Annotated in this window: 2 protein-coding genes; one reads left to right on the forward strand and one right to left on the reverse strand. The window is 72.5% G+C overall.

Annotated elements, in window-relative coordinates:
- Nucleotides 1-100: 100 nt before the first annotated feature.
- Nucleotides 101-1,354 carry a sensor histidine kinase gene (locus PV363_RS17410; protein WP_301023034.1) on the reverse strand — a complete coding sequence of 418 codons (1,254 nt, stop codon included), beginning with the start codon at nucleotides 1,352-1,354 and terminating at the stop codon, nucleotides 101-103.
- Nucleotides 1,355-1,464: 110 nt separating this feature from the next.
- Between PV363_RS17410 and PV363_RS17415 the strand changes: the two genes are divergently transcribed.
- On the forward strand, nucleotides 1,465-2,193 hold the full coding sequence (locus PV363_RS17415) for an ABC transporter ATP-binding protein (RefSeq protein ID WP_301023035.1): 729 nt from the start codon (nucleotides 1,465-1,467) through the stop codon (nucleotides 2,191-2,193).
- Nucleotides 2,194-2,259: the final 66 nt, after the last annotated feature.

A 2,259-nucleotide genomic window follows, 5' to 3' on the forward strand; every position in this document is an offset into this window, starting at 1 on the left:
AGGAAGGAGTCCGGGTCACCGGTGGCGGCGACGACGTCGAAACCCTCCCCGCGCAGCACCAGACTCAGCCCTTCCCGCAGCAGGGTGTCGTCCTCGGCGATCACGATCCGCACGGCAGCTCCACCCCTACCTCCGTCGGTCCCCCAGGTGGACTGGTCACCCAGGCTCGGCCGTCGAGCGCCTCGACCCGGCGGATGATGCCAGCCAGACCCGTCCCGCCGGCCGGGTCCGCGCGCCCGCGCCCGTCATCGCTGACCCGCACGTGCAGCCGGCCGGCGTCGAGGCGCACCTCGACCTCGGCCCGATCTGCCCGGCTGTGCTTGGACACGTTGGTCAACGCCTCGGCGATCACGAAGTAGGCGGTCGCCTCGACACTGGCCGGGCAGCGCACCGGGACGTCGATGGTCACCGTGCAGGGCACCGCACAGTCGGCGGCAAGCGCGGTGACGGCTCCCGCGAGGCCGCGGTTCTCCAGCACCGGCGGCAGGATCGAGCGGACGACGGCTCGCAGCTCGGCGAGTGCGTCCTCCGTGGTGTCCTGAGCACGCGCGAGGATCTCCTCGGCCCGGACGGGATCGCGCGGCACCTCGCGGCGTGCGGCACCGATCAGCACGGCCACTCCGACCACCCGGTTCTGCGCCCCGTCGTGCAGAGCGCGCTCGATGCGGCGCAGCTCAACCGTGTGGGCGTCGAGGGCCGCGGCCCGCGTCGCGGTCAGCTGGGCCACCCGCGCCGAGAGATCGGTGCCCGGCGGCGGACCGAGCAGGCGCAGGCCGGGCTCCGCCTGCCACCGGAGCAGACGAGGCGCGCCGAGGAACCAGAGCGCGAAGGCGATCACCGCGATCACGGGCCCGAGGAGCGCGCGGCTGTCGCTGCTCGCCGGCAGCAGCCCGTTCAGCAGCTCCTGCTCCCCCACGCCCACGTACTGCCACCACAGCGGGTACGCGAGGTCGTGCACGGTGATCAGCAAGAGCTGCACGACCACCGCGCCAAGGAAGACCCCGAACGTCCCGTGGATCACCAGCCAGCCGAGCTCCCGTCTCGTGGCCGGGTCAGCGGCCTGCTCCTCGGGGGACCCGCTCCGGCTGAGCGGCTCGTCGACGACGTAGCCCAGCCGTCGCAGACGCTCACGTTCGAGATCGCTCAACCAGCGCAGCCACGCGAGGGAGGGCAGGACCAGGCGCCGACCCACGCGCAGGAACCACAGGACGGCGACCACGATCCCGAACGGCAGGCTGGCCGCAGCGAGGAGCCCGATGCCCGCGCCGTAGGCGGTATAGCCGGTGCTGTGCACCGCATCGCGCAGTCGGCCGCGGAGGCTCCGCCCGGGGCCCGTCGCCTGTTCGCTGTCCATCGGCCGTCACGCTACCCTCCGGCGCACCAGAGGTCGGTACAGCGGGCTGTACCGTCGGTTGACCAGGTGGCTGGATGGGCCTGGCGGCCCGCCGTTCCTACCGTCGAGACATGAGCTTTCACACTCCCTCGATCCACGCGCTGGAGCTGCGCGACGTCACCAAGACGTACGGCCCCGTGCACGCCCTCGACCGGGTCAGCCTGCAGGTCCCGCGAGGCAGCTTCCTCGCCGTGATGGGCCCGTCCGGCTCCGGCAAGTCGACGTTGCTGCAGTGCGCAGCCGGTCTGGACACGCCGACCTCGGGCCAGGTCGTCATCGGCGGTCGCGAGATCTCCGGGCTGAACGAGACCGAGCGCACGCTCCTCCGCCGCGGGGCGGTCGGGTTCGTCTTCCAGTCGTACAACCTGCTGCCCTCCTTGAGCGTGGAGGAGAACATCCGCCTCCCGCTGCGAGTCGCCGGAACCGACGGCGACGACGCATGGCTGGCCGAGGTGATCGATCGCATCGGCCTGCGACCGTTCCTGCGACGCCGTCCCGCCGAGCTGTCGGGTGGGCAGCAGCAGCGCGTCGCGATCGCGCGCTCCTTGGCGGCTCGCCCCGAGGTGGTCTTCGCCGACGAGCCGACCGGCGCCCTGGACGCTCGTACGGCGAGCGAGGTGCTCGGCCTGCTGCGTGACCTCGTCGACGACGTCGGTCAGACGGTGGTGATGGTGACCCACGATCCCCTTGCCGCGCACCGCGCCCACGCCACGGTGGTGATGGACGAGGGTCGCATCCAGGACTACCTGGTGGACCCCACGCCGGAGATGCTCGCCGGAACCCTGGTCGGAACCCGATGATGCCCGCCTCCACCCGACTCCCGGCCCGCGCGCTCGCACGGGGGCACCTCGGCGCCCTGCTCGCCG

The sequence above is a fragment of the Mumia sp. genome (genome assembly GCF_028803055.1).
GTDB lineage: Bacteria > Actinomycetota > Actinomycetes > Propionibacteriales > Nocardioidaceae > Mumia.

What these genes read in the sequence shown, in the direction of transcription:
- PV363_RS17410 (WP_301023034.1), bottom strand. Translation starts at nt 1,354, where the DNA reads ATGGACAGCGAACAGGCGACGGGCCCCGGGCGGAGCCTCCGCGGCCGA.
- PV363_RS17415 (WP_301023035.1), top strand. Translation starts at nt 1,465, where the DNA reads ATGAGCTTTCACACTCCCTCGATCCACGCGCTGGAGCTGCGCGACGTC.